This is a genomic window from Parasphingopyxis algicola, from assembly GCF_013378075.1.
Lineage (GTDB): Bacteria > Pseudomonadota > Alphaproteobacteria > Sphingomonadales > Sphingomonadaceae > Parasphingopyxis > Parasphingopyxis algicola.
Map to the genome: position 1 here is coordinate 648,229 of NZ_CP051131.1, position 25,638 is coordinate 673,866.

The 25,638-nt window shown below is 65.0% G+C and carries 25 protein-coding genes; 20 read left to right on the forward strand and 5 right to left on the reverse strand.

All coding sequences use genetic code 11. The features are described from left to right. The first annotated feature begins 41 nt into the window (after positions 1–41). Together HFP57_RS03200 and HFP57_RS03205 are read left to right on the forward strand one after the other, a co-directional pair. A complete protein-coding gene (locus tag HFP57_RS03200; RefSeq protein WP_176868446.1) occupies positions 42–827 on the forward strand; it encodes a polyphosphate kinase 2 family protein in 786 nt (261 codons plus the stop codon). A 62-nt stretch (positions 828–889) separates the two neighbouring features. Then, positions 890–1,324, forward strand: coding sequence for a hypothetical protein (locus HFP57_RS03205; protein ID WP_176868447.1), 435 nt, complete (start codon positions 890–892; stop codon positions 1,322–1,324). Here the strand turns inward: HFP57_RS03205 and greB are convergent. Beyond that, a complete protein-coding gene (gene greB / locus HFP57_RS03210) occupies positions 1,321–1,818 on the reverse strand; it encodes a transcription elongation factor GreB (RefSeq protein ID WP_176868448.1) in 498 nt (165 codons plus the stop codon). The two genes, HFP57_RS03205 and greB, sit on opposite strands and share 4 nt — an antisense overlap. Continuing rightward, a complete protein-coding gene (locus tag HFP57_RS03215) occupies positions 1,818–3,836 on the reverse strand; it encodes a lytic transglycosylase domain-containing protein (protein ID WP_176868449.1) in 2,019 nt (672 codons plus the stop codon). Before HFP57_RS03215 ends, greB begins: the two co-directional genes overlap by 1 nt. A gap of 93 nt (positions 3,837–3,929) precedes the next feature. Between HFP57_RS03215 and dapA the strand changes: the two genes are divergently transcribed. The 8 genes from dapA (at position 3,930) to alaS (ending at position 13,402) form a co-directional block, all read left to right on the forward strand. Next, positions 3,930–4,811 (forward strand): 4-hydroxy-tetrahydrodipicolinate synthase, encoded by an 882-nt coding sequence (gene dapA / locus HFP57_RS03220; RefSeq protein ID WP_176868450.1) that lies wholly within the window; start codon positions 3,930–3,932, stop codon positions 4,809–4,811. 3 nt (positions 4,812–4,814) lie between these two features. Beyond that, the gene (gene smpB / locus HFP57_RS03225; RefSeq protein WP_176868451.1) at positions 4,815–5,297 is read left to right on the forward strand and encodes an SsrA-binding protein SmpB; all 483 of its coding nucleotides are present in this window, start codon (positions 4,815–4,817) and stop codon (positions 5,295–5,297) included. Then, complete coding sequence (locus HFP57_RS03230) at positions 5,290–5,874, forward strand: DUF2062 domain-containing protein (RefSeq protein WP_246263308.1); 585 nt, start codon at positions 5,290–5,292, stop codon at positions 5,872–5,874. Before smpB ends, HFP57_RS03230 begins: the two co-directional genes overlap by 8 nt. After that, positions 5,874–8,339 (forward strand): response regulator, encoded by a 2,466-nt coding sequence (locus tag HFP57_RS03235; protein WP_176868453.1) that lies wholly within the window; start codon positions 5,874–5,876, stop codon positions 8,337–8,339. The genes HFP57_RS03230 and HFP57_RS03235 overlap by 1 nt, the downstream gene beginning before the upstream one ends. A 67-nt stretch (positions 8,340–8,406) precedes the next feature. Next, the gene (locus HFP57_RS03240) at positions 8,407–8,766 is read left to right on the forward strand and encodes a response regulator (RefSeq protein WP_176868454.1); all 360 of its coding nucleotides are present in this window, start codon (positions 8,407–8,409) and stop codon (positions 8,764–8,766) included. A 90-nt stretch (positions 8,767–8,856) separates the two neighbouring features. Beyond that, positions 8,857–9,936, forward strand: coding sequence for a recombinase RecA (gene recA / locus HFP57_RS03245; protein ID WP_176868455.1), 1,080 nt, complete (start codon positions 8,857–8,859; stop codon positions 9,934–9,936). A 121-nt stretch (positions 9,937–10,057) separates the two neighbouring features. Further along, entirely contained in the window at positions 10,058–10,684 is a 627-nt protein-coding gene (locus tag HFP57_RS03250) for a glutathione S-transferase family protein (RefSeq protein WP_176868456.1), read from the forward strand. 72 nt (positions 10,685–10,756) lie between these two features. Then, positions 10,757–13,402 carry an alanine--tRNA ligase gene (gene alaS, locus HFP57_RS03255; protein ID WP_176871122.1) on the forward strand — a complete coding sequence of 882 codons (2,646 nt, stop codon included), beginning with the start codon at positions 10,757–10,759 and terminating at the stop codon, positions 13,400–13,402. Between the two features lie 7 nt (positions 13,403–13,409). On the opposite strand, the gene HFP57_RS03260 is transcribed toward alaS, so the two are convergent. Both HFP57_RS03260 and HFP57_RS03265 read right to left on the reverse strand, forming a co-directional pair. Next, positions 13,410–15,182 carry a cation:proton antiporter domain-containing protein gene (locus tag HFP57_RS03260; protein WP_176868457.1) on the reverse strand — a complete coding sequence of 591 codons (1,773 nt, stop codon included), beginning with the start codon at positions 15,180–15,182 and terminating at the stop codon, positions 13,410–13,412. A 59-nt stretch (positions 15,183–15,241) separates the two neighbouring features. Then, positions 15,242–16,462, reverse strand: coding sequence for an NADP-dependent isocitrate dehydrogenase (locus HFP57_RS03265; RefSeq protein ID WP_176868458.1), 1,221 nt, complete (start codon positions 16,460–16,462; stop codon positions 15,242–15,244). A 190-nt stretch (positions 16,463–16,652) separates the two neighbouring features. Here HFP57_RS03265 and HFP57_RS03270 point away from each other — a divergent pair, with 190 nt between their 5' ends. Further along, positions 16,653–17,387, forward strand: coding sequence for a phosphatidylserine decarboxylase (locus HFP57_RS03270; protein WP_176868459.1), 735 nt, complete (start codon positions 16,653–16,655; stop codon positions 17,385–17,387). Then, a complete protein-coding gene (pssA, locus tag HFP57_RS03275; RefSeq protein ID WP_176868460.1) occupies positions 17,384–18,169 on the forward strand; it encodes a CDP-diacylglycerol--serine O-phosphatidyltransferase in 786 nt (261 codons plus the stop codon). Before HFP57_RS03270 ends, pssA begins: the two co-directional genes overlap by 4 nt. Here pssA and HFP57_RS03280 read toward each other — a convergent pair. Further along, a complete protein-coding gene (locus tag HFP57_RS03280; protein WP_176868461.1) occupies positions 18,123–18,344 on the reverse strand; it encodes a hypothetical protein in 222 nt (73 codons plus the stop codon). The genes pssA and HFP57_RS03280 overlap by 47 nt on opposite strands. A 255-nt stretch (positions 18,345–18,599) precedes the next feature. On the opposite strand from HFP57_RS03280, the gene rpsB reads away from it, so the two are divergent. From rpsB to rseP, 8 genes are all read left to right on the forward strand, one after another. Continuing rightward, complete coding sequence (rpsB, locus tag HFP57_RS03285) at positions 18,600–19,358, forward strand: 30S ribosomal protein S2 (protein WP_176868462.1); 759 nt, start codon at positions 18,600–18,602, stop codon at positions 19,356–19,358. 89 nt (positions 19,359–19,447) lie between these two features. Continuing rightward, on the forward strand, positions 19,448–20,371 hold the full coding sequence (gene tsf / locus HFP57_RS03290) for a translation elongation factor Ts (protein WP_176868463.1): 924 nt from the start codon (positions 19,448–19,450) through the stop codon (positions 20,369–20,371). A gap of 109 nt (positions 20,372–20,480) precedes the next feature. After that, complete coding sequence (gene pyrH / locus HFP57_RS03295; protein ID WP_176868464.1) at positions 20,481–21,209, forward strand: UMP kinase; 729 nt, start codon at positions 20,481–20,483, stop codon at positions 21,207–21,209. Beyond that, positions 21,209–21,766 (forward strand): ribosome recycling factor, encoded by a 558-nt coding sequence (gene frr / locus HFP57_RS03300; RefSeq protein ID WP_176868465.1) that lies wholly within the window; start codon positions 21,209–21,211, stop codon positions 21,764–21,766. The genes pyrH and frr overlap by 1 nt, the downstream gene beginning before the upstream one ends. Positions 21,767–21,786: 20 nt before the next feature. Then, positions 21,787–22,518 (forward strand): isoprenyl transferase, encoded by a 732-nt coding sequence (locus HFP57_RS03305; protein WP_281363141.1) that lies wholly within the window; start codon positions 21,787–21,789, stop codon positions 22,516–22,518. A gap of 47 nt (positions 22,519–22,565) precedes the next feature. Beyond that, on the forward strand, positions 22,566–23,300 hold the full coding sequence (locus HFP57_RS03310; RefSeq protein WP_343045253.1) for a phosphatidate cytidylyltransferase: 735 nt from the start codon (positions 22,566–22,568) through the stop codon (positions 23,298–23,300). Further along, positions 23,300–24,466: a 1-deoxy-D-xylulose-5-phosphate reductoisomerase gene (locus HFP57_RS03315; protein WP_176868467.1), complete on the forward strand. Its 1,167-nt coding sequence runs from the start codon at positions 23,300–23,302 to the stop codon at positions 24,464–24,466. The genes HFP57_RS03310 and HFP57_RS03315 overlap by 1 nt, the downstream gene beginning before the upstream one ends. Further along, positions 24,463–25,596: an RIP metalloprotease RseP gene (gene rseP / locus HFP57_RS03320; RefSeq protein WP_176868468.1), complete on the forward strand. Its 1,134-nt coding sequence runs from the start codon at positions 24,463–24,465 to the stop codon at positions 25,594–25,596. The genes HFP57_RS03315 and rseP overlap by 4 nt, the downstream gene beginning before the upstream one ends. Positions 25,597–25,638 lie beyond the last annotated feature (42 nt).

The window sequence follows — 25,638 nt, forward strand, 5'->3', positions numbered from 1 at the left end:
TTGCTCCGAAACGGCCACAGGGCGAAAATCTGGGAGACTCCATGGCGATCAATCTTGCGGACTATGAAACCGGCGCCGAATTCGACGGCGATTATGACGAAACGCTGGTCGCGCTGCAGGAACGGCTCGGCCAGATACAGGCCGCCTATATCGCCAATGACAGACGCGCGGTGATCGCGATCGAAGGCTGGGACGCATCGGGGAAGGGCGGGGCGATCCGCCGCCTGACCGGCCGCTGGGACCCGCGTTTCTTCGAAGTCTGGCCGATCGGCGCGCCGACGGCCGAGGCCAAGGCCCGCCATTTTCTCTGGCGCTTCTGGAACAAGCTGCCCGGCGACCGGGAAATCAACATATTCGACCGGACCTGGTACGGCCGCGTACTGGTCGAACGCGTCGAGGGCTATTGCTCTGAGTCGGAATGGCGGCGCGGCTATGACGAGATCAACGAGTTCGAGGCGCAACAGAAGGAGAGCGGCACACCGATCATCAAGCTATTCATGCACGTTACCCAGGAAGAACAGGACGAGCGGTTCCGCAAGCGGCTCGACAATCCCTGGAAACGCTGGAAGCTGACCGAGGACGATTTCCGCAACCGGGCCAAGCGCAAGGACTATCTCGAGGCGATCCAGGACATGTTCGCGCGGACCGACACGCGCTGGGCGCCCTGGGCCGCGATCGACGGCAACGACAAGAAGGCGGCGCGGATCGCGGCGCTGACCCATGTCGCCGATCGGCTCGCGGAGAATGTCTCGATGGATCCGCCGGAGCCGCACCAGAAAATCGTCGATCTGGCGGCGTCCCATTTGGGGACAGAGCCCGAAGACTGAATTTACCCTATTTGCGGTTGCCGGCCGCCCTGTGCGATATTCCTCCAAACGGGAGACACAGGATGGTCCGGGCATTTCAGACAATTGCGGTACCGATCGCGGCGGCCCTGCTCGTTACGGGCTGCACCCATGACGGCTATTACGATCGCGGATATCGGTCGGCCTCCGCCGATCATGGCTATTACGCGCGCGATTACCGGAGCGGCAACGGCTATCGCGGCAGCCATCGCTATGCCGAGCGGTACGATAACGGATTCCGCGGACGCGGCGCGCAGAAGCTCGATCCCTGGCTGTCGGAAACGCGCGAGGGCCAGCAATTCGTGGCCGATCACTATCCGGTCGGCCAGCGCGGCGAAATCAGCAGCGGCGACGCGGACAGCGCGAATATCTTCTTTCGCCGCTGGGCCGATACCGATCGGGACTATCGCCTGACCGATGCCGAAATCCGCACCGCGCTCGTCCACACCCGCAATCGCTACGGACGGATCGCCTTTTAAGCCCTAACTTCCGGCTCCGGGTAACGGATGGCGAGGATTTCGTAATCCTTGGGCCCGGCCGGCAGCCTGACCGTCCGGCTGTCGCCGACGGCTGCGCGTTTCAGCGCATTGGCCAATGGCGAGACCCAGCTGATCCGGCCTGCCGATGCATCCGCCTCGTCCTCGCCGACCAGGGTGACAACGCGTTCTTCGTCTTCTTCGTCGACCAGCGTGACTGTCGCACCGAAATAGATACGGCTCTTGTCGGGCTGCTCGGCCGGGTCGACGATCTGCGCCGCCTTCATGCGGCGCGACAGGAAACTGAGCCGCCGGTCGATCTCGCGCAGCTTCTTGCGGCCATAGATATAATCGCCATTCTCGCTGCGGTCGCCATTGCCCGCGGCCCAGCTGATCACCTCGACCAGTTCCGGGCGTTCCTTGCCGAACAGCCGCTCATATTCGGACTTCAGCGCGGCGAAACCTTCGGGCGTGATGTAGTTGACGCGGGTTGCCATTACCCCGGCGTGGATTTTCCGAGATAGCGCGACAGCGGCATGTTCGAGCGCGGCATGAAGGCGCGGTCGGGATGGAGAAGATCGTACATCACGGCGTTTTCGAGCACGCGCTGGACGTAATTCTTCGTTTCGAAAATCGGGATTTCCTCGATCCAGCGCACGATATCGACGCTCGGCGTGCGCGGATCGCCATTGGCGCGGATCCAGCGATTGGCGTTGCCCGGCCCCGCATTGTAGCTCGCCGCCGCCAGCACATGGTTGCGCCAGCGCTCGAGCAGACTCTCGTAATAGGCGCGGCCGAGCAGGATCGAATATTGCGGATCGTTGGTGAGCGCCGAGCGGCTGTAGCCGCGCCCGATCCAGCGCGACACTTCGCGCGCAGTTCCGGGCATGAACTGCATGAGCCCGCGGGCACCTGCATGGCTCACGGCGCGCGGGTCGAACTGGCTTTCCTGCCGCGCGATCGCATGGACCGGGGTGAAGAAGCGTTCGGCGCCGCGCGGCATCGGAACGATCGGATAACCATAGACCGTCGCATCGAACCCGTTCACGCGGGCGCTGCGATGGGTCATCACGGCCAGATCCTGGCGGCCGATCTGGCTGGCGAGCTGCGCGGCGAAATGGTGATCGTCCTCGGTTTCTATCTGGGCCGTAAGCTCTCGCAGGAAACGGCTCTGCGTATTCCAGGCGCCGAGTTCGCCGAGCATCCGGATCGCGCGGACCAGCTCGCTTTCGGCAAAGCGGCTGTTAGCGGCGAGCGCCGCATAGTCCTGCCGCGTTGCCTGCGGCACCCGCAATTCGCGGCTCAGCCGTTCGGTGGCGAGCTGGCCGTAGAAATAATCGTAATAGACGGCGGCTTCCTCGTAGAAGCCGTTCGCCTCGTCCCGGCGTCCGGCGGCCTCGGCCGCCCGTCCGGCCCAGTAGAAACCCTTGGAGCGGGTCTGCGGCGTCCGCGCGGCGCGGCCATAGCGTTCGAACATGCCGATCGCCTCCGCCGGCCGGTTCTGGTGCCAGAGCGCCGTCGTTCCGGCGAGCCAGGTCAGGCTCGTATAATCGTCGCGGACACCGAGATCCTCGCCGCTGACATCGGTGCCCGGCTCGAACGCATCGTCGACCTTGCTGGCGATCGCGAAGGCGCGGGACCATTGCCGGTCGTTCGCCGCCGCGCGCGCATTGAGCAGCAGCACCTCGAACCATTCTTCGGCATCGATCGGGCGATACTGGAGCGCCGGCCGGTTGGCGAGCAGGTTGCGGGCCTCGAGCGACCGGCCGTTGTTGCGCAGCCACATCGCGCGTTCGGCGACATAGCCCGGATCGCCCATGGCCGCGCCGCCCGCCTCGGCACCGGCGCCCGTCGCCAGCCGCAAGCGGGCGGAATGCGCATCCCGGCGGGCGCTCGACGTCAGCGACAAGGTGCGGGCGGCGGCCGATACATCGTCCTGCCAGAGCAGGAAATCGAACCGCGCATCATGGTCGGCCGGCGACAGCGCACCGGCGAAACGCGAAAGGATCACGGCTTCGTCGGACGAAGCGGAATCCCGGTCGAACGAACCCAGCCGCCAGGCCTCGCGCGCGAAACGCGCCGCTTCGTCATCGCGGCCCAATGCCGCCAGGGCTTCGGCGTAGCGCAATGCGCCCGATGCGGTGAGCGGCTCGAACCGTTCGAAGAATGCCGCCAGCGAGCGCGGCGAGATGCCGGTCGCGGGAATCTGGTTCTCGGCAATACGCCGCATCCGTGCCTCGCCGGGCCAACCGGGATGCGACACGAGAAAACTCGCATAATCGTTGAAGGGCAGGGAGTCGCTCTGCTGCAACCGGTTCCACCGCAGGATGGCCTCGCCGAGCGGATGGGCGCGCGGCACGGCGCCCACCGAACCGGCGCCCGAAACGCCGAGCCGGCTCGCATACCAGGCGCGCTGGTCCGACGTCAGGGATTGGGCCGAAGCGATGCTCGATCCGGCAAGAGCGGCGGCGCCCATCACCATGAGCGCAAAGGTCTTTTTCAACATGCTGGACATAGTGCGCGCACAATCCTTATCTGGCGATGAATGGAACCCCACTGATTTGCCGGTGATATGCCGCGCAAACATGTGGAGGTGAAGGAGAAATTTATGTTCAGCGGGTCGATTCCGGCTCTGGTGACACCCTTTCGCGACGGATCGTTTGACGAGGCGGCCTATCGGAGCTTCATCGACTGGCAAATCGAGGAGGGGAGCAGTGGTCTCGTTCCGTGCGGAACGACGGGCGAAGCGGCAACCCAGAGCTTCGAAGAACATTTCGAGGTCGTGCGCGTCTGCGTCGATCAGGCGGGCGGCCGGGTGCCGGTGATCGCAGGCTGCGGGTCGAACGACACCCAATCGGCGATCAAGAACCTGAACAAGGCGAAGGAACTCGGGGCCACGGCCGGCCTCGTGGTCCCGCCCTATTACAACAAGCCGAGCCAGGAAGGCATCTACCGCCATTTCGAGGCGATCATCGCCGCCTGCGACTTGCCGATCGTGCTCTACAACGTGCCGGGGCGCACGGCATCGGACATCGCGGTCGAAACCATGCAGCGGTTGCGGAAGTTCCCGTCGGTTATCGGGGTCAAGGACGCGACCGCGGACATGGACCGGATCAGCGCCCAGCGCGCGGCCTGCGGCGCCGATTTCTGCCAGCTTTCGGGCAATGACTATCTGACGCTAGGCTATCTCGCGATGGGCGGCGCGGGCTGCATCTCGGTAACCGCGAACGTCGCGCCGCGACTGTGCGCCGAATTCCAGGCGGCCTGGGCGCGCGGCGATACGGACGAGGCGCTGGCGCTCAACGACCGGCTCTATCCGCTGCACGGCGCGATGTTCGCGGACGCCTCGCCGGGACCGGCGAAATATGCACTGACGAAAGTGCGGCCCGGCTTTCCGGGCGAATTGCGGCTGCCGATGACCTGGCCCTCGGAGGAAGCGCAAGTCCTGGTCGATTCAGCGCTTGGTCATGCTGGCCTGCTAGAGGACTGAACCATGGCGCGCCCGCAACCCGCAACGTTCGACAAGGTCAAGACCGTCGCCGAGAACCGGCGCGCGCGCTATGATTATGCGCTCGAGGACAAATTCGAGGCGGGGATCGCACTGACCGGCACCGAGGTGAAGTCGCTGCGGTTCGGCGAGGGGGCGATCGCCGAAAGCTATGCCGATATCGAGGATGGCGAGGTCTGGCTGATCAACGCCAACATCCCGGAATTCAGCCATGGCAACCGGTTCAATCATGAGGCCAAGCGGCCGCGCAAATTGCTGCTCAACGCCCACGAGATCAACAAGATACGCGGGGCGGTGGAACGCAAGGGCATGACGCTCGTGCCGCTGTCCATCTATTTCAACTCGAAGGGCAAGGCGAAGGTCGAACTGGCGCTGGCCAAGGGCAAGAAACAGCATGACAAGCGGGCCACCGAAAAGGCGCGCGACTGGAAGAGGGAACAGGGCCGCCTGCTACGCGAACGTGGCTAAAACAAACCGCGAGAGCGGTCCTTTCGTCCGCTGGGTGCGGCGGCATTCTCCGAGCCGCGAGGAGCTCGCGCGCAACCGGCTCATCCGCCCGTTCGCCTCGCGGGTGATGCACAGCTATCTGTGGCGGTTCAACCGGCGTTCGGTACCGCGCGGCGCGGCGCTCGGCATGGTGGTCGGCATTCTCGTTATGGTGCCGGGCATCCAGATGATCGCCTCGGCGCTTCTGGCCTTGCCCTTTCGCGCCAATATCCCGGTCGCCGCCGCCGTCACCTTTACGAGCAACCCGATCACCACGCCGTTTATCATCATCGGCGCGATTTTCGTCGGCAACGAGGTCTTCGGCCTCGAAGCCGATCCCGCCCATTTCCAGACACTGGTGGAGCGGCAGGCGGGCGTTTCGGAATGGTTCGCCTGGTTCGCGACCGACGCCGCGCCGGCCATGCTCGGCGGGTTGTTGGTCATCGCGGTGATCTCGGCCGTTATCGCCTATCTGCTCGCCGACTGGTTCTGGCGCTATCGCGTCGCGCGCCGCTGGAAACGGCGCCATGCGGGCGGCGAAGACGGAGGAAAGCCCTGATGGCGAGCCTCGCACCCGACAGCCGGGACCGGCATCCGACGGCATATCGGCTGATCGACCGCACGCTCCTCGCGATCGTGGCGCTGGCCGGGATCGGGTCTTCGGTCCTGCTCATGTTTCTGCTCGAAAGCCCGGTATTCGCGGCGGGTTTCGGCGCTCTGTTCGTCACGGCGCTGGGCGTCGCGCTCATCGCGGCCCGGCGCCGGCCGGCGGACGCCGCGGTGGCGCGCGGGCCCGACCGGGCGCTGATCCGCACGGCGATCGAAGGCGGCGGCGCGCCGGTCGCGGTGACCGACCGGCAGGGGCTGCTCGTCGTCGCGAACAGTCTTTTCGAAAGGGATTTTCGCGGCGCACCGACGCCGCCGGCGCTCCCGTTCGGGGAGGAAGGCGTCGACCGGTTGACGAATGCCGGGCGAACGGCCTGGCGCGACGGCCGGGGTACCGCTCCGGCGCTTAGGACGCCGCAGGGAATCTATGACGCGGTCGTCGAACGCGGCGGCGAGCAGGACGATTTCCTCATCTGGCGTTTCATGCCCGCGGCCGGGACCGACATGGTCGGCGAGGCGCGGCGGCTGCTGGAAAGCGCGGCGGGCAATGCGCTCGGCATTGCCGGCGTGATGGCCGTTCTCGTCGACAGCGGCGGGCGGATGATCGCCGCGAACCAGGTCTTCCGGAAACGCGCGCTCGGATCTTCGCAGGAACGGCTGCGCGGCCGGGATTTCACCGACTGTCTCGAAACCGGCGAGGACCGGTTGCTGCGGATGGCGCGGGAAGGCGAGGACGGGCCGCCGCTCCGTCTCGTCCAGGTGCCGATCCCGACCGCGTCGGACGAGGCCGATCCGCTGCTCTTCTTCCTGCTCGACGAAATCCCCGGGCCGGGCCGGGCGACCGACAGCGCCGACATCCATGCGCTGCTCGGCATGTTGCCGCTGGGCCTGGCACTGGCCGAGCGCGACGGCCGATTCCTTTATATCAATGCTGCGTTCCGCCGCGCGGCCGGCCTCGCCGACGACGCCCAGCCCGTCTATCCGGGCGACCTGGTCGTGGACGAGGACAAGACCGCGGTCGCCAATGCGGTCCGGCGCTTCGCCAACAGCGCCTCGATCTCCGCCGATATCGCCCTGCGCCTCCGGCACCAGCCCGACGAAACCGTCGCGATGACCGTCGCCGGCGCGCCCGGTCTCGGCGAGGCGGCGGTGCTGCTCAGCCTCAAGGACAATAGCGAGGACGAGAAGCTGAAGCGGCAGGTCGCCCAGGCCACCAAGATGCAGGCGGTCGGCCAGCTCGCCGGCGGCGTCGCGCATGATTTCAACAATATCCTGACCGCGATCATCGGCCATTGCGACCTCATGCTGTTGCGGCATACGCCCGGCGACAGCGATTATGACGATATCCAGCAGATCAAATCCAATTCAAACCGCGCCGCCGGCCTGACGCGCCAGCTGCTCGCCTTCTCGCGGCAGCAGACGTTGCGGCCGCAAATTCTCCAGCTGCCCGATGTCGTCTCCGAAGTCTCGAACCTGCTCAAGCGGCTGCTCGGCGAAACGGTGTCGCTCGACATCCATCACGGCCGCAATCTCGGTCCCGTCCGCGCGGATCCCGGCCAGCTCGAACAGGTGATCGTCAATCTCGCGGTCAATGCGCGCGACGCGATCCAGTCGCGCGAGGATGGCGACGGGCGCGGCACGCTGACGCTCGAAACCTTTGCGGTTTCGGCGCCGGAGGTCGAGGCGATGAGCCATGACGTCATGCCCGCGGCCGACTATACCGCGTTCCGGCTGACCGACACCGGAATCGGCATCGCGCCCGAGGCGCTGGGCAAGATATTCGAGCCTTTCTACACGACCAAGGAAGTGGGGAGGGGGACCGGCCTCGGCCTCTCGACCGTATACGGCATCGTCAAGCAATCGGGCGGCTATATCTTCGCCGATTCCGAGGTCGGCACGGGAACCGCCTTCACCATCTACCTGCCCGCCCATCGCGGCGATGCGGCAGTCGGAGCCCAACCGTCCGCAGGCGCGGCGGAGACGCCGACGGAATCGCCGGCCGACGAACCGCCGCCGCCGACTCCCGCTCCCGCCACCGAAGCATGGGGCAGCGGCACCGTCCTCGTCGTCGAGGACGAGGACATGGTCCGCGCGGTCGCCGAACGCGCCCTGACGCGGCAGGGCTATAGCGTGGTGACCGCCGAGGATGGCGAGGATGCCCTGCGCATCATCGCCGAGCGCCAGGATTTCGACCTGATCCTCTCGGATGTCGTAATGCCCGGCATGGACGGGCCGACGATGGCCACCGAGTTGCGCGAGACCATGCCCGACGTGCCGATCCTGTTCATGTCCGGCTATGCCGAGGAACAGTTGCGCAAGTCGATCGATATCGAGCAGGTCCATTTCCTGCCCAAACCCTTCTCCGTCCAGCAACTGGCCGAGGCCGTGCGGGACATCATGAAGGATATCGCGCAATAGACTTGCTGACAGGCGGGGAGGGCGCGGCCCTTTATCGATTGGAAAAACGGGGATAATCGGGCTCGACATGACAAAGGCACGTATTCTGATCGTCGAGGACGAGGCGTTGATCGCCATGATGCTCGAGGATTTCGTCGAAACGCTCGGACATGAGGTGGCGGGAATCGTCGACTCGCTGGAGGCCGGGCTGGCGGCGGTCGCGGACATCGATTTCGATCTCGCGATGCTCGACGTCAATCTGCGCGAACGCAAGGCGAGCTGGCCGATCGCCGATGCGCTCGACGAGGCCGGCAAACCCTTTCTGTTCACAAGCGGCGGCGATCTCGAAAAACCGCCCGAACGGCACCGCAGCCGGCCGTTTCTCGCCAAACCATTCACGCTGGAGGGTGTGCGCGCCGCATTGGAGACGGGCCTGCAAACGGAATAATTGTTCCCCTCTTGTTCTTCCGGAACAAAGCGTATACAAAGAAGCCAGCGTTGAACGAGCGGCGCGGAGCTTCTAGGAGGGAAACAGGCAATGGCAGCCCATCTCAAAGTGATCGATTCCAACGGAAAAAAGGACGATATGGACAGGCAGAAGGCGCTCGACGCCGCACTCGCGCAGATTGACCGGGCCTTTGGCAAGGGATCGGCGATGAAACTCGGATCGCGCGAAGCGATCGAAATCGATGCCGTTTCCACCGGATCGCTCGGGCTCGATATCGCGCTCGGCATCGGCGGCCTGCCGCGCGGCCGGATCGTCGAGATTTACGGGCCCGAAAGCTCGGGCAAGACGACGCTCGCGCTGCACACCATCGCCGAAGCGCAGAAGACCGGCGGCACGGCGGCCTTTATCGATGCCGAACACGCGCTCGATCCGGCCTATGCGAAGAAGCTCGGCGTCGATATCGACGAACTGATCATCTCCCAGCCCGATACCGGCGAACAGGCGCTCGAGATCGCCGATACGCTGGTCCGCTCCAATGCGGTCGATATTCTCGTCATCGATTCGGTGGCGGCGCTGGTCCCGCGTGCGGAAATCGAGGGCGAGATGGGCGACAGCCATGTCGGCCTGCAGGCCCGGCTGATGAGCCAGGCGCTCAGAAAGCTGACCGGTTCGATCAACCGCTCGAAATGCATGGTCATCTTCATCAACCAGATCCGGATGAAGATCGGCGTCATGTATGGCAGCCCCGAGACCACATCGGGCGGCAACGCCCTCAAATTCTACGCGAGCGTGCGGCTCGACATCCGCCGGATCGGCCAGATCAAGGATCGCGACGAGATCGTCGGCAACGCGACCCGCGTGAAGGTCGTCAAGAACAAGGTCGCCCCGCCGTTCAAGCAGGTCGAGTTCGACATCATGTACGGCCAGGGTATCTCGAAGATGGGCGAGATACTCGATCTCGGCGTCAAGGCCGGGATCGTCGAGAAATCGGGCTCCTGGTTCTCCTATGATTCGACCCGGATCGGCCAGGGGCGCGAGAACTCCAAGGCCTTCCTCCTCGAAAATCCCGAAATCTGCGCGAAGATCGAAAATGCGATCCGCGGCAAGGAAGAGGAAGTGGCCGAGGAAATGATGGCCGGGCCCGGAAACGAGGAAGCGTCGGACGAATAGGCCACTCGCTTTCGTTCGATACGGCGAAAGGCTCGTCCTCCCCCCCGACGGGCCTTTTGCTTTTCCGGCCGCAATTGCCTAGCGAAAATGCCCGCCGCGATTGAACAGGGGAAATCGCCCGATGACCGTGCTCGTCCATCATCTCGAAAATTCGCGCTCCCAGCGCATCCTGTGGCTGCTCGAGGAGCTGGAGCTCGATTATGAGGTCAAACGCTATGACCGCGATCCGAAGACCATGCTCGCGCCGCCGGAACTCAAACAGGTCCATCCGCTCGGTAAATCGCCGGTCATAACGGTCGACGACCGCACCCTCATCGAAACCGGCGCGATCGTCGAATATCTGGTCGCCAAGGCGGGTGGAGCCCTGGGCGCACCGGCGCATGTCGAGGAGAGCCTGCGATACCGCCAGTTCCTCCATTATGCGGAAGGATCGCTGATGCCGCCCTTGCTCTCGATCCTCGTCGTCAACCGGCTCGGGCTGCTCGGCCGGCCCGCGCGCAAACCGCTGCTCGCGATGTTCGCAGACCATTTGCGCTGGCTCAACGACGAGCTTTTCCAACGCCCCTGGTTCGCCGGCGACAGCTTTACCGCGGCCGATATCATGATGAGCTTTCCGCTCGAAGCCGCGCGCGACCGGGCCGGGCTCGACGACCGCTATCCGAACCTGCTCGCCTGGCTCGAGACGATCCATGCCCGCCCCGCCTATCAGCGCGCCCTCGCGCGTGGCGGCGATTATGCCTATGCCTAACGCCTGAGACCCGGGCCGGGATCGGCGCAAAGCCCGCTTGCCCGGGCCGCCCGGCTTGCCTACATGCCGCGCATGACATCGACCAACGACATCCGCCGCTCCTTCCTCGAATTTTTCGCGGATGAAGGCCATGCCCAGGTGCCCTCGGCGCCGCTCGTCCCGCACAACGATCCGACGCTGATGTTCGTCAATGCCGGCATGGTGCCGTTCAAGAATGTCTTCACCGGGCTCGAGACGCGCGACTATTCGACCGCAACCAGCTCGCAGAAATGCGTCCGCGCCGGCGGCAAGCACAACGATCTCGACAATGTCGGCTATACCGCGCGCCACCACACCTTTTTCGAGATGCTCGGCAATTTCTCGTTCGGCGATTATTTCAAGGAGCGCGCGATCGAGCTCGCCTGGAACCTGCTCACGAGGGAATGGGGTCTCGATCCCGAGCGGCTGACCGCGACCGTCTATCATGACGACGATCAGGCGTTCGACCTGTGGCGCAGGATTTCGGGGCTGCCCGAAAGCCGGATCGTCCGGATCGCGACCGCCGACAATTTCTGGTCGATGGGCGATACCGGTCCGTGCGGCCCGTGCAGCGAGATCTTCTACGATCATGGCGATCATATTCCGGGCGGCCCGCCGGGCTCGCCCGACGAGGACGGCGACCGGTTCGTCGAGATCTGGAACCTCGTCTTCATGCAGTATGACCAGCGCGAGGAGGGGCGGATCGACCTGCCGAGCCCTTCGATCGACACGGGCATGGGGCTCGAGCGGATCGCCGCTGTGCTGCAGGGCACGCACGACAATTACGAGATCGACCTGTTCAAGGCGCTGATCGCCGAAAGCGCGGAGCTCACCGGGACGTCGCCGGAGGGCGATACCGCCGCCTCGCACCGGGTGATCGCCGATCATCTGCGCAGCGCGAGCTTCCTGATCGCCGACGGCGTGCTACCGGCCAATGAGGGCCGCGGCTATGTGCTCCGCCGGATCATGCGCCGCGCGATGCGTCATGCGCACATTCTCGGCGCCAAGGAACCGTTGATGCACCGGCTCGTGCCGGGGCTCGTCGCCGAGATGGGCGGCGCCTTTCCCGAACTCGTCCGCGCGCAGCCCCTGGTCGAGGAAACGCTCAACCATGAGGAAATCCGCTTTCGCCGGACGCTCGCCAACGGCCTCAAGCTGCTCGACGAGGCCGTGACGGACATGAACGAGGGCGACGTCCTGGCCGGCGAGACCGCGTTCAAGCTTTATGACACCTACGGCTTTCCCTATGACCTGACCGAGGATGCGCTGCGCAGCCGGGGTCTCGGCATCGACCGGGCGGGCTTCGACGAAGCGATGGCCGAACAGAAAGCCGCCGCGCGCGCCGCCTGGAAAGGGTCTGGGGAGGCGGCGTCGGATACGCTGTGGTTCGATCTTGCCGAGGAGCATGGCGGAACGGAATTCATCGGCTACACGACCGATGAAGGCGAAGGGCAGGTCGTCGCCATCGTGAGGGACGGCGAAACCGTCGAGCAGGCAGCCACGGGCGACAGCGTGATCGTGTTGACCAACCAGACGCCCTTCTATGCCGAAAGCGGCGGCCAGATGGGCGATACGGGCACGGTGAGCGACGAAAGCGGGCTTTCCGCCACGGTTGGCGACACCTCGAAACCGCTCGGACGTCTCCACGCGCATCACGTGACGATCGATATGGGCGAGATCGCCGTCGGACAGGTCGTCACGCTCGCCATCGACGCCGAACGCCGCGCGCGTCTCCGCGCCAATCACAGTGCGACCCATCTCATGCATGCGGCGCTGCGCAACCGGCTCGGCGAGCATGTGACGCAGAAGGGCAGCCTCGTCGCGGAAGACCGGCTGCGCTTCGATTTCTCGCATCCCAAGGCGGTGACGGCCGAGGAGGTCGCCACGATCGAGGCCGATGTGAACGCGCAGATCCGCGACAATGCCGATGTCGTCACCCGGCTGATGACGCCCGACGAAGCTGTCGAAGCCGGCGCGCTCGCGCTGTTCGGCGAGAAATATGGCGACGAGGTCCGCGTGCTGTCGATGGGCCGCAACGGCCCGGCCGACTATTCGGTCGAACTGTGCGGCGGCACCCATGTGTCGGCGCTCGGCGATATCGGGCTGTTCGTCATCGTCTCCGAAAGCGCGGTATCGGCCGGTGTCCGCCGGATCGAGGCGTTGACCGGCGAGGCCGCGCGGCTCTGGTATCGCGACCGCGAGGCCAAGCTGGCGAGCGCGGCGGACGCTCTGAAAACCAGCGCCGACGAACTGCCGGGCCGCGTCGCCGCGCTGGTCGACGAGCGCAAGCGGCTCGAAAAGGAACTTGCCGACGCCAAGAAGACGCTGGCGATGGGCGGCGGCAATGCGAGCGGTCCGAAGGCGGAGACGATCGCGGACACGCGGTTTCTCGGCCAGATCGTCGAGGGGCTCGATCCCAAATCGCTGCGCGGGCTGATCGACGAGGCCAAGGCGAGTCTCGGCTCGGGCATCGCCGCGATCGTCGCCGTCAATGACGGCCGGGCGAGCGTGGCGGTGGGCATGACCGACGATCTGGCCGGCGACAGGGATTCGGTGGCGCTGGTGCGGACGGCTGTCGAGGCGCTGGGCGGCGAGGGCGGCGGCGGGCGGCCCGACATGGCACAGGGTGGCGGGCCCGATGGCGACAAGGCCGAGGCGGCGCTGACCGCGATCCGAGAGGCGATCGCCGCCGGAGTCTAGCCGGGTCTCAGGACTTGCGCAGTTTCTCGCGCGGCAGTTCGGGCAGGCTTTCGAGTTCGCCCATTTCCATGATCGCCTCCCTCAGTTTCGCGCGCTTTTCATGGACCGAGGCGATGACCGGCCCCATCGCCACGCCGATATCGACGAGCACCGCTTCGGAGAGTTGCAACGAGGATTCGACCGTTTCGGGGACGGCGTCGGTGGCCCCCGCGCGGTACAGTTCGGCGGCGTGATCGGGATCGCGCGCCCGCGCGACGATGGTGAGGTCGGGATGCGCCTCGCGGACCCGCTTGGTCAGCTGCACGAGGCTCACCGGATCGTCCATTGTCAGGATCAGAGCGCTGACCCGTTCGAGATCGAGATTTTCGAGCAGCTGCGGGCGGGCGACATCGCCGAAGATCGTCGGGAAGCCGTCGCGGCGGCCCCGCGCCACGGCATCGATGTTCGAATCGACGGCGACGAAGGGCTGGTCATGCTCGCGCATCATCTCGGCGACGAGCCGGCCGACCCTTCCGAAACCGACGATGATCGCGCGGTCCTCGCCCTCGGCCGCCTCGCCGGACAGGTCGACAGGGGTTTCACGCAGCTCGACGCGCCGCGCCGCGACCCGGCCCGCGCGTGCCAAAAGCGGCGTTATGGTGAGACCGATCGCCGTTACCGTCTGCCAGAAAGCGGCGGTCGACGGCTGGATCAATGCAGCCTGCAGCGCGGCCGCGAGCACGATCAGGGTGGTTTCCGAAGGCGATGCCATCAGCAGGCCGGCCTCGGCCGCGGTGGCGCGGCGCGCACCGGAAAAACGGAGCAACAGTCCGATCACTACCGTCTTGACGACCACGACGCCGACTACGGCCAGCAGCAGCGACGACCAGTTTTCGAGAACGACGGGCAAATCGACGCTCATTCCCACCGTGATGAGGAAAACGCCGAGCGCCAGCCCCTTGAAGGGTTCGACGATCACCTCGACTTCGCGGTGATACTCGGTCTCTGCGATAACCAGACCGGCAACCAGCGCGCCGACGATCGGCGACAGCCCGACCGCGGTCGTGGCGAGGCTCGCCAGGATGACGACGAGCAGACAAGCGGCCAGGAAGACTTCGGGCGTCTTGGTCCGCGCGGCCTGGGCGAAGAGCCGCGGGAGCAACAGGCGCCCGCCGACCAGCATTGCCAGAACGGTGGCGACGCTCAGCAGCAGCGTCCAGCCCAGCGCCGCCAGCCCGGCATCCTGCGCCATGGGCCCCATCGCCGCGAGGAAGAAAATGATCGGGACGATCGCGACATCCTGGAACAGCAGGATACCGAGCGCCGCCTTGCCAACCGGCGTTTTCGTCCCCGACATCGGGAGCACGAGCGCGGTCGAGGAGAGTGCGAGCGCGAGCCCGAGCCCCAGCGCGCCGATTGGGCTCTGCCCCAGCGCGACGAGCGCGCCGCCGATCAGCAGGCCGCAAGCGATCAACTGGCCGGCCCCGACCCCGAACACCATGCCGCGCATCGCCCAGAGGCGTTTGAAGGAAAGTTCGAGCCCGATCGAGAACAGCAGCAACACGATGCCGAATTCGGCGAAGGGTTCTATCGCCTCGCGGTCGGATATCGTGACATGGACGAGCCAGGGCGCGCGGTCGGTCAGCGAGCCAAGGCCCGAGGGCCCGACGAGCAGCCCGACCAGAATGAAACCGATGACCGGCGTGATCCGGAACCGCGCGAACAGCGGGATGACGATGCCCGCCGCGCCCAGAATGACGAGCGCGTTGCCGAACGCTTCCGATTCGATTGCGTGGATCATGCGAAGCTTAGTGCCGCTCCGCCGTCAACTTGTCACCGGATTATCGGCGAGCCTTCATCCTACCACTCGTCCATCGCGGCTTCGAGATTGACCCGGATCGCCTCGAAAAACTGCTCGCTGGTCATCCAGGCCTGGTCGGGACCGATCAGGATCGCGAGATCCTTGGTCATCTGCCCGTTCTCGACCGTTTCGACGCACACCCGTTCGAGCGTTTCGGCGAAGCGCGTCACGTCCGGCGTTTCGTCGAACTTGCCGCGGTAGATGAGCCCGCGCGTCCAGGCGAAGATCGAGGCGATCGGATTGGTCGAAGTCGCCTTGCCCTGCTCGTGCATCCGATAGTGGCGGGTGACCGTGCCGTGCGCCGCCTCGGCTTCGACCGTCTTGCCGTCCGGCGTCATCAGCACCGAGGTCATCAGGCCGAGCGAGCCGAAGCCCTGCGCGACCGTATCGGACTGCACGTCGCCGTCATAATTCTTGCAGGCCCAGACGAACTTGCCCGACCATTTGAGCGCGGAGGCCACCATGTCGTCGATCAGGCGGTGCTCATATTCGATGCCCGCCTTGTCGAACTGCTCCTTGAACTCGGCCTCGAACACCTCCTCGAACAGGTCTTTGAAGCGGCCATCATATTTCTTCATGATGGTGTTCTTGGTCGAGAGATAGACCGGCCAGGCGCGTTGCAGGCCGTAATTCATGCTGGCGCGCGCGAAATCGCGGATGCTGTCGTCGAGATTGTACATCGCCATGGCGACGCCGGGGGAGGGGAAGTTGAACACTTCCTCGTCCATCACCGTCCCGTCATCGCCCTCGAACACGAGGCGCAGCTTGCCCGGGCCGGGGACCAGCATGTCGGTCGCGCGATATTGGTCGCCGAACGCATGGCGGCCGATCACGATGGGATCGGTCCATCCGGGCACGAGCCGCGGGACGTTTTCGATCACGATCGGTTCGCGGAAAACGACGCCGCCCAATATGTTGCGGATCGTGCCATTGGGCGATTTCCACATCCGCTTGAGATCGAATTCCTCGACCCGCGCCTCGTCCGGCGTGATCGTCGCGCATTTGACGCCCACGCCATGTTCCTTGATCGCATTGGCGGCATCGACCGTGATCCGGTCGTCGGTTTCATCGCGCTTCTGGATGGAAAGATCGTAATAATGCAGGTCGACATCCAGATAGGGCAGGATCAGGCGTTCCCGAATCCATTCCCAGATAATCCGGGTCATCTCGTCGCCATCGATTTCGATGACGGGATTTTTCACCTTGATCTTCGTTGCCATGCGCAGTGTCGCTTTCCAGATGGGGAGTTTCGAGAATTTGGGTCGGTTCAGGGGCTGGACCTAGGGATCACGCAGCGTTTGTGTGATCCATAAGCCGTGACCCTAGGGCTCAACGCCCGCGCAATCAACCGGGTGGACGCGGGAAAATGCAGCGATTGTCACCCCGGATAGCCGACTGTATCAAGCGCGCATGACAGAGCTTCAAAAGCCGCCCGGCGACGATCGCAACGTGCGCTGGCAATGGCCGCCCATCCATCCCGAAGGCTACAAGTATCTGGCGATCTCCTCGGCGGCCGCCATCGTTTTTCTGTGGTTGGGCTGGGACATCATCGCCTGGCCGATCATCGGCCTCACCATCTGGATCGCGTCCTTCTTCCGCGATCCGGAACGCGTCACGCCGACGGACGAGGGCCTGATCATCGCGCCGGCGGACGGGCTGATCACGCTGATCCGCGATGTCCCGCCGCCGCCCGAAATGGCCGGGCCGGACGCGCTGGGCGACGAATTGATGTGCCGCGTATCGATCTTCATGAGCGTGTTCGACGTCCATATCAATCGCGCCCCGATGGGCGGCACCATCAAGGAGGTCGTCTATATCTCGGGCAAGTTCGTGAACGCCGATCTCGACAAGGCGAGCGAGGACAATGAGCGCCAGCATATCCTGCTCGAAACCCGCGACGGCCAGCGGGTCGGCTTCACCCAGATCGCCGGGCTTGTCGCGCGCCGCATCGTGCCGTTCGTGAAACCCGGCGACATGGTCGTGGCCGGCCAGCGGGTCGGGCTGATCCGCTTCGGCAGCCGGGTCGACGTCTACCTGCCCGCGGGCACCGCGCCGCGCGTCGCACTCGGCCAGAAAACCGTCGCCGGCGAGACGATCATCGCGAAGATCGGCGACGATGCGCGCGCCTTCGGCGTGACCCAATGAAGCGCGGTCGCTTGAAACGGCCGATGCGCGGCATTCCGGCGCGCGCGATCATCCCCAACGCGATCACCGTGCTGGCGCTGTGCATGGGGCTGAGTGCCGTGCGCTTCGCGCTGGCGGGCCAATGGGAAACCGCGCTGACCTTTATCGTCATCGCCGGCGTGCTGGACGGGTTCGACGGGCGGGTGGCGCGGCTGCTCAATGGACAGACGCGGTTCGGCGCCGAACTCGATTCGCTGTCCGACGTCATCGCCTTCGGCGTCGCGCCCAGCCTCGTCGTCTATCTCTGGTCGCTCGAAACCATGCCGCGCTATGGCTGGATCTTCGCCCTGGCCTTTGCGGCGGCCTGCGCGCTCCGGCTGGCGCGTTTCAACGCCAGCATCGACGAGGACGAGCAGCCGCACAAATCGGCCGGATTCCTGACCGGCGTGCCGGCGCCGACCGCTGCGGGACTGCTGATGTTCCCGATCTTCCTGTGGCTGGTGACGCACGAGCCGCTGTTCCGCGATTTCTATGTGGTTGCGCCCTGGGCCGCGCTGATCGCCTTTCTGATGGTCTCCAACGTCGCGACCTTCAGCTGGTCCTCGATCCGCCTGAAGCGGGGCATGCGGTTCGGTGCGCTGGCGGGCATAGCGGGCATGATCGCGGCGATCGTCACCATACCCTGGATCGCCTTTTCGGCGCTGGCCGTCGCCTATCTGATCAGCATTCCGTTCAGCATCGCGAGCTATGCAAAGGTCAGGCGGCAGCGCGGGCCGGACGAACCGTCACCGGACGCAGCGTAGCCGTCCGTACCGGACGGAGGCGGGCAGGGCGCAGGCCTCGTACATCCGATGTCGCCGGTGTGCCGCGCAGCGCGCCGATAATCGCCGTCCAGTTCTGCTGGAGCGTCAGGATGATGACCGCCAGCGGGGCGACCAGCGCGAAAACGAAAAACACAGCGGCGGCAATTTCGACCATTTCCAGTTCCTCAAATACGCATAGTTCATCGCCATCTTCACGTTTCCGCTCGGCGTGACGATTACTCCCGATCCGGAATGTTCGCCTTGTGTTCCTGCTTCTATGTTCCGGAATTGTTCTCGTCAAGTGCGGGGTTGCATTTTCTTCCCGCACCGCCTATCTGCGCGCCATTCCACATGGAAGGCGCACATACCGGTGTCGGAGCCGTGGCTCTGATTCTTGCTTTCCAGAGGTATAACCGGAAGGAGAAAGACTATGGCGGACATTTCCGTCACCATGCAGCAATTGCTCGAGGTCGGAGCGCATTTCGGCCACCAGACCCATCGCTGGAACCCGAAGATGAAGCCGTATATCTTCGGCGATCGCAACGGGGTTCATATCATCGATCTGTCGCAGACCGTTCCGCTGTTCCAGCGGGCGCTCGATTTCGTCGGCCAGTCGGTCGCCTCGGGCGGCAAGATCCTGTTCGTCGGCACCAAGCGCCAGGCGCAGCAGCCGATCGCCGAGGCGGCGCGCTCGTGCGGCCAGCATTTCGTCAACCATCGCTGGCTCGGCGGCATGCTGACCAACTGGAAGACGATTTCGAACTCGATCAAGCGCTTCAAGAATCTCGAGGAACAGCTTTCGGGCGACGCTTCGGGCTTCACCAAGAAGGAAGTCCTGCAGCTGACGCGCGAGCGCGACAAGCTGGAGCTGTCGCTCGGCGGCATCCGCGACATGGGCGGCCTGCCGGACGTGATGTTCGTCATCGACGCCAACAAGGAAGAGCTGGCGATCAAGGAAGCCAATGTGCTCGGTATCCCGGTCGTCGCGATCCTGGATTCGAACGTCAGCCCGGACGGCATCGCCTTTCCGGTGCCGGCCAATGACGACGCCGCGCGCGCTATCCGGCTCTACTGCGAAGCGGTCGCTTCGGCAGCAGGTGCGGGTTCGCAGGCGGCGGCCGCCGCTTCGGGCGAGGATATCGGCGCCGCGGTCGAGCCGCCCGCCGAGCCGGCGATCGCCGAAGGATAAGCGTCGCAATCGACGCGTAGACGATCGCGCGCCGGGTCCGCAGCCCGGCGCGTCGATAAACGAAAATTGCAAAAGACGAGGACGGACAGATGGCCGATTTTTCTGCCAAGGACGTAAAGGAACTGCGCGAGCGCACCGGCGCCGGCATGATGGATTCGAAAAAGGCGCTGCAGGAAAATGGCGGCGACATGGAAGCGGCCGTCGACTGGCTGCGCACCAAGGGCCTTGCCGCCGCCGCCAAGAAAGCCGGCCGCACGGCCGCCGAAGGCCTGGTCGGTGTTGCCGTATCGGGCACGACCGGCGCGGCCGTCGAGATCAATTCGGAGACCGACTTCGTCGCCAAGAACGAACAGTTCCAGGATTTCGTGGGCAAGGTCACCGAAATCGCACTCGGCGTCGATGCCGATCTCGACGCGCTGAAGGCCGCCGACTATCCGGGCGGCGGCACGGTCGAGGAAAAGCTGACCGCGAACATCGCGACGATCGGCGAAAATCAGAGCCTGCGCCGCGTCGGCAAGATCGGCGTCGATCGGGGCGTCGTCGTTTCCTATGTCCACAACGCCGCCGCGCCCGGCATGGGCAAGATCGGCGTGCTCGTCGCGCTCGAAAGCGACGCGGGCGCCGACGTGCTCGAACCGCTCGGCAAGCAGCTCGCCATGCACATCGCCGCGGCTTCGCCGATGGCGTTGACCGGCGACGATCTCGATCCGGGCACGATCGAGCGCGAACGCGCGATCGCCAAGGAAAAGGCGGCGGAATCGGGCAAGCCCGACAATATCGTCGAGAAGATGGTCGAAGGCTCGATCGCCAAGTACCGCAAGGAAAACGCGCTGATGAGCCAGATCTTCGTCATGGACAACAAGACCAGGATCGAAGACGTCGTCGCCCAGGCCGGCAAGGAGGCCGGGACCGACATCACGCTGAAGGATTTCATCCGCTTCCAGCTCGGCGAAGGCATCGCGAAGAAGGAAGAGAATTTTGCCGAAGAAGTGGCCGCGGCGGTCGGCGCATAGCCGGGTTTCGCTAATCCACACCGTGGCAATCAAATGCTTGGCAGCGGCGCGCACCCCCACTAGGGTGCGCGCCGCATCCATATCACCCTTTTGAAAGACCGGTCCGGCGATGTCCCGCCCGCACTATAACCGCATCCTCCTCAAACTGTCCGGCGAAGCGCTGATGGGCGACGGCCAGTTCGGCATCGACCCGGAAACCACCGCGCGGCTCGCCCGCGAGGTGGCCGCGGCGAAGGAAGCGGGGCACGAACTCTGCCTCGTCGTCGGCGGCGGCAACATCTTTCGCGGGCTTGCGGCGGCCGCCAAGGGCTTCGACCGCACGAGCGCCGACTATATGGGTATGCTCGCCACGGTGATGAACGCGCTGGCCGTCCAGAACGCGCTCGAACAGATCGGCCAGGACACGCGTGTCCTTTCGGCGATCCCGATGGATACGGTGTGCGAGCCCTATATCCGCCGCCGCGCGATGCGGCATATGGAGCGCGGCCGGATCGTCATCTTCGCGGCGGGCACCGGCAATCCCTATTTCACGACCGACACGGCCGCCGCGCTGCGCGCGGCCGAGATGGGCTGCGACGCGCTGTTCAAGGGGACGAGCGTCGACGGCGTCTACGATGCCGATCCCAAACAGGTCGAAGGCGCCAAGCGCTACGACACGCTCAGCTTCAACCGCGTCCTGTCCGACAATCTGAAGGTCATGGATGCGGCCGCCGTCGCGCTGTGCCGCGACAACGATATACCGATCGTCGTGTTCAACATCCGCGAAAAGGGCAATCTCGCCAATGTCCTTTCGGGCGAGGGAACCGCGACGACCGTGCAACAAGAAGGAGATGCCTGATGGCGCAATATGACAAGGGCGATCTGGAGCGGCGGATGAACGGCGCCATCGAATCGCTGCGCGGCGATCTCAGCGGCCTCAGGACCGGCCGCGCCTCGACGTCGCTGCTCGATCCGGTGCAGGTCGAGGTCTATGGCAGCAATATGCCGCTCAATCAGGTGGCGACGGTCAACGCGCCGGAGCCCCGCATGCTGACCGTGCAGGTGTGGGACGGCTCGAACGTCCAGCCCGTCGAAAAGGCGATCCGCGCGGCCGGGCTCGGCCTCAATCCGCAGCTCGACGGCACGACGATCCGGCTGCCGATCCCCGACTTGACCGAGGAGCGCCGCAAGGAGCTCGCCAAGCTCGCCGGCCAATATGCGGAAAAGGCGAAAATCGCCGTCCGCAACGTCCGCCGCGACGGGATGGATGCGCTGAAGGCCGACGAGAACAAGAAGGAAATCGGCGAGGACGAGAAAAAGCGTTCCGAGACCGAAGTCCAGAAGCTGACCGATGACAAGATCGCCGAAATCGATAAAATCGCCAGCGAGAAAGAAGCGGAAATTCTAGAGCTGTGACCGCCGAACCGGCCCGATCCGTGGACGACGCGGCGGCCGGGACTGGCAGCGGCGCCGCGGTGCCGCGCCACGTCGCCATCATCATGGACGGCAACGGCCGCTGGGCCCAGCGGCGCGGACTGCCGCGGATCGCCGGTCATCGCAAGGGCATCGAGGCAGCGCGCTCGGTCGTGAAGGCGGCGGGCGCGCTCGGGATCGAGGTGCTGACGCTCTACGCCTTCTCCTCGGAGAACTGGAACCGGCCGGCGTCCGAAATCGCCGATCTCATGAACCTGCTGCGCCGCTTCATCCGCAAGGAACTGGAAGCGCTGGCGCGGGAGGGGATCCGCATCCGCGTAATCGGCGATTATCACGCCTTCGAAAGCGATGTGGTCGCGCTGATCGACAGCGCCATCGCGCGGACCGCCGACAATGAAAAGGCGACGCTGGTCGTCGCGCTCAACTATGGCTCGCAGTTCGAGATCACCGATGCGGTCCGCCGGATCGCCGAGGATGTCCGCAACGGCCGGCTGGGCGTGGACGACATCTCCAACGAAACGATCGAGAACCGGCTGAGTACGCAGGGACTGCCGCCGCTCGACCTGCTGATCCGGACCTCGGGCGAAAAACGCCTGTCCAATTTCCTGCTCTGGCAATCGGCCTATGCCGAACTGCTGTTCACCGACACGCTCTGGCCGGATTTCGGCGAAGGCGATCTGAACCTGGCCGTTCAGGACTTTGCGCGGCGCGACCGGCGCTACGGTGGACTATGACCGAAGTCGCGGCCCCGAGCGGGTTTCGAAATCTGTGGAAACGCACGGTGACCGGCGTCGTTCTGGTGGCCGTCGCACTCGGCGCGCTGTTTGCCGGGCAATGGCCGTTTTGGCTGCTCGTGACGGCTCTCGCGGCGGCGATGATATACGAATGGGGCGGGCTCATGAAGGAGCCTGCTCGGAAAACAGTCTCCGTTACCGTTATTCTGATTTTGCTGATGGTGCTATTTAGCCCTGCCTACGCGCCCATCGACCAAGCAGACCTCATCGCGGCGGGGGCCGTCGGTATCGCTGTCGGTTTCGGCTTTTGGAGCGCGCGCCTCGCCGGAGGGTTCCTCTATCTCGGTTTGGCCGCGATCGCGATCATCTTCCTGCGCGAACAGGGGGGGCTGATTCTCACCCTCTGGACGCTCGCCATGGTCTGGGCAACCGATATCGGCGCCTATTTCTCCGGCAAGACGATCGGCGGCCCCAAACTGGCGCCGCAGTTCAGCCCCAACAAGACCTGGGCCGGGCTGATCGGGGGCATCGTGTGCGCCACGCTGGTCAGCGCCGGATTTGCGCTGCGAAGCGATTTGCCGGTGCTGATCGTGCCGCTGGCCGCGCTCTTCGCGGTGATCGCGCAGCTTGGCGACCTGTATGAAAGTTGGCTAAAACGGCGCGCGGACGTGAAAGACAGTTCGAACCTGTTTCCCGGCCATGGCGGGGCGCTCGACCGCCTCGACGGGCTGCTGCCCGTCGCCATCGGCGTCGCGGGCATCAGCGCGGCGGGATGGCTGTGATGGCGACGCGCAAACGGCTCTCGATACTCGGGGCGACCGGTTCGGTCGGCCAGTCCACGCTCGATCTGGTGAACCGCAATCCCGACGATTTCGACATTATCGCGCTGACCGCGCATCGCGATGTCGAGGGTCTGGCCAAGGCGGCAAAAGAGAGCGGCGCGAACATCGCGGTGATCGGCGATCCCGAAAGGGCCGGCGCGCTGGCCGATGCCCTGGCCGGGACCGGTATCGCAACCGCGGCCGGCACCGAGGCGATCTGCGACGCCGCCGGGATGGAGGCCGATCTCGTCATGGCCGCCATTGTCGGCGCGGCCGGGATCCCGTCGGTCATGGCCGCGATCGAGGCGGGGACGACAGTCGGCCTGGCGAACAAGGAATCGCTCGTATCGGCCGGATCGCTGATGCTGGAGGCCGCCCGCAAGCGCGGCGTTACGATCCTGCCGGTGGATTCGGAGCATAATGCGATCTTCCAATGCTTCGACCATCAACGCCCGGCGGGCATCGCCAGTATCATACTCACCGCGTCGGGCGGCCCGTTCCGCGAATGGTCGCGCGAGGAGATGCGCGATGTTACGCCCGAGCGCGCGGTCCAGCACCCCAACTGGTCGATGGGCGCGAAGATATCGATCGATTCGGCGACGTTGATGAACAAGGGGCTGGAGCTGATCGAGGCGCGTTATCTGTTCGATCTGCCGCCCGACGACTGCCGGATCATCGTCCATCCGCAATCGGTCATCCACTCGCTGGTCGAATATCGCGACGGATCGGTGCTCGCGCAGCTCGGCGCGCCGGACATGCGCATACCGATCGCCTATACGCTGGCCTGGCCGGAGCGGATGGACACACCCTGCGAACGGTTGAGCCTGGGGGAGATCGGCAAGCTCGACTTCGAGGAACCCGATCCGGTCCGCTTCCCGGCCATCGCCCTGGCCCGCGCCGCCATGGAAGCGGGCGGGGCACGCCCGGCGATCCTCAACGCGGCGAATGAAGAGGCCGTCGCCGCCTTTCTGGCCGGACGCATCGGCTTTCTCGATATCACGGCGATTGTCGGAGATGTGCTGGACGGCTATGCCCCGGACGCGCCGGAAAGCCTGGAAGATGTCTTCGCGATAGACGAGGCGGCGCGCGCCGCAGCGCAAAAGCAGATGGACAGCTATACCGCATGATCGAAAGCCCCGGCATTCTCTATTCCATCGGCGCGTTCCTGCTCGTCATCGGCCCGCTCGTCTTCGTCCACGAGATGGGCCATTATCTGGTCGCCCGCTGGTTCGGCACGAAGGTCGAGAAATTCTCGATCGGGTTCGGCCGCGAGATCGCCGGCTGGACGGACGGGCGCGGGACCCGCTGGAAGATCGGCTGGCTGCCGCTCGGCGGCTATGTGCAGTTCGCCGGCGACCTGAATGCGGCGAGCCAGCCCGATCCGGACGCGAACGCGATACCGGATGCCGAACGCGCTGAACTGTTCCAGTTCAAGCCGGTGGGTCAGCGCTTCCTGATCATCCTGGCCGGGCCGATGATCAATTTCCTGTTCGCGGTCATTCTCTTCATGGGCATTTTCGCGACCTATGGGCAGGCGCAGAACGCGCCCGTCATCTCCGCGATCATGGAGGATTCGGTCGCCGACGAGGCCGGATTCGCGCTCGGCGACGAGATCGTCGCCGTCGACGGCCGGGCCATCGACCGGTTCGACGAGCTCGCCGACATCGTCCGCCTGCGTCCGGGCCAGGAGATGCGGTTCGATATCGTCCGCGGCGGCGACGATCTGTCGATCACTGCGGTGACCGGCGATGTCACGGTTACCGACCGGTTCGGCAACGAGGCGCGGATCGGCCGGCTCGGCGTCCAGTCCGACGTGCTCGAGATGGAGCGGCTGGGGGCGCTGGAGCTGCCGGGCGCGGCGCTTGAGCAGACGGTGTCGAGTCTGGAGATGATCACCGTGGGCTTGGGCCAGATCATTACCGGGCGGCGGTCGGTGGAGGAATTGGGCGGCCCGCTCCGGATCGCGCAATTCTCCGGCCAGACCGCCAGTCTCGGCCTCTACGCCTTTTTATTCTTCATGGCGGCGATCTCGATTAATCTCGGATTCATCAACCTGTTGCCAATCCCGATGCTCGACGGGGGTCACCTGGTGTTCTATGCGGCCGAAGCCGTCCGCAGGAGACCGATAAAGCCAGAGGCACAAGAATGGGCTTTCCGTATGGGTCTTGCCGTCTTGCTGAGTTTCATGTTGATGGTGACGGTCATCGATCTGGGTTCGTTCGGTCTATGGGAGCGACTGAGCGGCTTGATCGGCTGACTTCTATGGGGCAGGGCGGGAATTCTCCTACCGGAATAAGAT